Source organism: Desulfoplanes sp. PS50 (assembly GCF_053851535.1).
The window spans coordinates 1-3,726 of the sequence record NZ_JBSPZA010000067.1 but is presented as its reverse complement, the minus strand read 5'-3'; the positions used below and the strand labels follow the sequence as shown (position 1 = coordinate 3,726).

Genomic DNA, 3,726 nt, shown 5'->3' with positions numbered 1-3,726 from the left:
CATAAAATCGAAAACTTACCGGCAAATGTCCTTGGAAGCATTTTGGAACTAGTCCAAAAAAATATGGATAGTTTCGTTGGTGAAAAAGGACTTCTTGTCAATAAAAACAAACTATTAACGACTAATCACTAACCCCGAAAGTCGAGTATAGTATCGATATCCCGGGTACGGCCAAGAACAATCTGACAGTCGGGGCCTCTGAAAATCTGCGACTGACCGGCGGATATGCCGAGGATGGCTGGAATATCTTCTACGATACAATCGGACCGCTGGATGCTGATCTGACCTCCAACAACACCATGGGCATGGCTGCATTCTCCTCACGCGGACCGTGTGCAGACGGTCGCACCAAGCCGGACATCGTGGCCCCGGGAACCAATGTCCTGTCCACCCGTTCCGCGGTGCAGGCGGGAGAGGGTTGGGGACCATACAATAAGTGGTACTATTATTCCGGGGGCACGAGCATGGCCACCCCTGTTGCCTCGGGAACCGCGGCCCTGCTGCGCGAATATCTGACCAGGGTAGATACCCCGACTACCTCGGCCATGCTCAAGGCCTGTCTGATCAATGCGGCTCAAAATATCGAACCCGGTCAGTACGGCACGGGAGTGTACAGGGAAATCTCAAAAACCCCAGGGCCTGTTGCCGGATGGGGGAGGATCGATCTGATTCCGGCCGTCTATCCGGATGAGCCGTATTTCATCAAGCGGTACTCCATGAGTGCCGGTCTGAAAACAGGTGAAGAGAAAACCTACACAGTCAGCGGAGTGACATACGACACCCCATTGCGTGTGACCCTGGCCTGGACGGATTATCCATCAACGGAAAGCGCCAATGGCGGTCTGGTCAATGACCTCGATCTGATGGTCAAGGACCGGAACGGAAACATCTATTATCCCGACAATGCCAAGTCGCAAAACCGTATGGAACAAGTCTCCTACTATAACGCAACCGCTGAACTCGGGGAGACCGATGACCGACGTATCGCCCTGCGCATCACTCCGACAAAATATCCCAAGCAGCTCTCCAGCCTGCATTGGGGAGGCGGTAACGAAGACAATGCGCCCGGCAAGGTCGAGGTGGAGATCTTTGCCGCCGATGAAAACGGTCATCCCACAGGCACCCCCCTGTTCAGCAAGACTCTGCATACCTGGGCTGACGGCGAGTGCGCCCTGCCTGTTGGTATAGATGTCAGTAAGGGCGACGTGGTCGTTGTGTTCACCTTTGAGAATACCACATACATGGGTCTTCTGGCCTCGGAAGGCAATGAAAGCGGCCGGACCCTGGTTCGTGACGGCATGGGTGGGTGGGAAAACGCAGAGTTTACTCCGGCAGTGACGGCCATGTTTTTTTCCGCCAATACTTCGGTACGGTTCGACCGGGTCAACAATCTTGTGGGGGTGACCATTGACAAGCCGTCAGGCGATTACACGGTAACGGTTTCAGGCTACAATGTTCCCAAGGGTCCCCAGCCCTTCGCCCTGGTGATCAGCGGTACCACTGGTGAACTGGTCGAAGATCAGTTTGGGGCCGTTCCCGGGCAGCCCGATCCCCCTGCTCTGACCATCGATTCACAGGATTTTTCATCCATAAATCCGGCCGAGATCAGGGATATCTACAGGCTCGAGCTCGATACCGTGTATGGACAGGTGGCCGGATATACAGTGACCATATCCAGCGGTTCCGATCTTGTGGCCATGCGCCGTCCCCTGCGTTTTGACTCGGATCATCCTGTTTCCTCGTTGGGGCTCTACAAACTCCATTCCAACCGAACAGCTCCCGAGCCCTTTACCTACTCGGATCCGGGTGAATTCAGTGACGGAGTCTGGTGGCTGAGCAGGGCGGATGGTTCGCGTCTGGATCCCGGAGACAGGGTAAAAAAAGACCTGGCCTATTTTGTCAACTCCGTGATTCTGGATAACGGCAGGTTCGATGACAACAAGGATTCGGGCACGGTCAGTGATCCCCAGGTGCTCGGCAACAGCGGCGCTTCAGTGGTGCCCGTATCAGGTGGTGGTGGCGGTGGCGGCTGTACCATGGGCGGTCCGGACAGCAGGGGGGATGTCACGCTCTGGCTTCTGGTCGTTCTCGTGCTGATTCTTCAGATCCGACGCCGCATGACGGGATAGCTGGCCTTCACCACGGAGGAAGATCATGAAAATACTGTTGCCCATGGTGCTGACCATGCTGTTTGTCTGCATTCCCGTTCTTGTCATTGCGGCGACTGCATCTGATGATCAGACAGCGTCATCCGGAAATACAACCGGGTTCGTCAAGCCCGACCCCAAAACATTGCGCACAATGCTCACCCCGCTTCAATACGAGGTCACCCAGAAATCCGGGACCGAACCGCCCTTTGACAACGCCTATTGGGACAACAAGGAAGCGGGCATCTATGTGGACATCGCCTCGGGCGAACCGCTGTTCAGTTCAACGGACACGTTCGATTCCGGCACGGGCTGGCCGAGCTTCACCCGGCCTCTTGAGCCCGAAAACATCGTCACCCGCCAGGACCGCTCCCTGTTCGCCGTGCGGACCGAGGTGCGCAGCCGCCAGGCAGACAGCCATCTGGGCCATGTGTTTGACGACGGCCCCTCACCCACGGGACTGCGTTTTTGCATCAACTCGGCAGCCATTAGGTTCATTTTCGTGGATGATCTGGAAAAAGAGGGATACGGGGAATATCTGGAGCATTTTAGGAAAAAATAGGGGTGGGGGCACGGAACTCCATACAGGCGGATGTCATTTCCCATGTGGACACCACCCATTGCATTCTACCGATATACAGGTTAAAAATTACCTTTTTCAACCTGTATACCTGATACTATCCTGACATTCAGCAAGATTCTGGACATTCAATCACGGCCTGAGTTCATCTTCTGACCACCCCCCTTCATGATCTCCGAAACCTTTGGCTATCTCCTTGCCGGCGCGGCCCTGGGTCTTGGTTCGGGACTTGCCCCCGGTCCCTTGCTGACCCTGGTTCTGACCCAGACCCTGCGCCATGGTCCCCGTGAAGGGATCAAGGTGGCCCTCTCACCCCTTTTGACCGATGGGCCGGTGCTCGTGGCCTCCATCCTGGCCCTTTCCTGGATTCAGGCCTATCCCGCCCCCATGGGCATCATCTCTTTGGTCGGCTCGCTGGTGGTCGCGTTCTACGGCTATGACTGCTTCAAAATCCGCAGTAAAGCGACCGAACCGACCGAGATCCGCCCCCGCTCCCTCAAAAAAGGACTTCTGGCCAACCTGACCAATCCGCACATGTACCTCTTCTGGATCACGGTGGGCGCTCCGACCACGGTCCGGGCCCATGCAACCGGCCTTTTGGGATCGGCAGGGTTTCTGCTTGGATTCTATGCCTGCCTGGTCGGCTCCAAGATCCTCCTGGCCCTGCTTACCGGCAGATTCACCGCCTTTTTATCGAGCAGAGGCTATCTGTTCCTGATGCGCTTTCTGGGCCTGGTTCTCTTTGGTTTCGCGCTGATCCTGTTTCGGGACGGATTGGTATTGCTGGGAGTATGGGGGGGAGGATGAGTGACGGGAGACGGGAGACGGGAAAAGGGAAAAGGGAAAAGGGAGACGGGAGGCGGGAGGCGGGAAAAGTGAATGCTTAGCGAGCTTGCGAGCTGTAGCAGACCTTATGCAAAGCTAAAGTGAATGCTTAGCGAGCTTGCGAGCTGTAGCAGACCTTATGCAAAGCTAAAGTGAATGCTTAGCGAGCTTGCG

General features: G+C 55.8%; 3 protein-coding genes. All 3 read left to right on the top strand.

Annotated elements, in window-relative coordinates; genetic code table 11:
• Positions 1 to 152: 152 nt before the first annotated feature.
• Positions 153 to 2,129: a S8 family serine peptidase gene (locus tag ACTVJH_RS15645; RefSeq protein WP_455992781.1), complete on the top strand. Its 1,977-nt coding sequence runs from the start codon at positions 153 to 155 to the stop codon at positions 2,127 to 2,129.
• Positions 2,130 to 2,154: 25 nt separating this feature from the next.
• Positions 2,155 to 2,709: a peptide-methionine (R)-S-oxide reductase MsrB gene (gene msrB / locus ACTVJH_RS15640; RefSeq protein ID WP_455992779.1), complete on the top strand. Its 555-nt coding sequence runs from the start codon at positions 2,155 to 2,157 to the stop codon at positions 2,707 to 2,709.
• A 186-nt stretch (positions 2,710 to 2,895) separates the two neighbouring features.
• The gene (locus tag ACTVJH_RS15635) at positions 2,896 to 3,534 is read left to right on the top strand and encodes a LysE family transporter (RefSeq protein WP_455992777.1); all 639 of its coding nucleotides are present in this window, start codon (positions 2,896 to 2,898) and stop codon (positions 3,532 to 3,534) included.
• Positions 3,535 to 3,726: the final 192 nt, after the last annotated feature.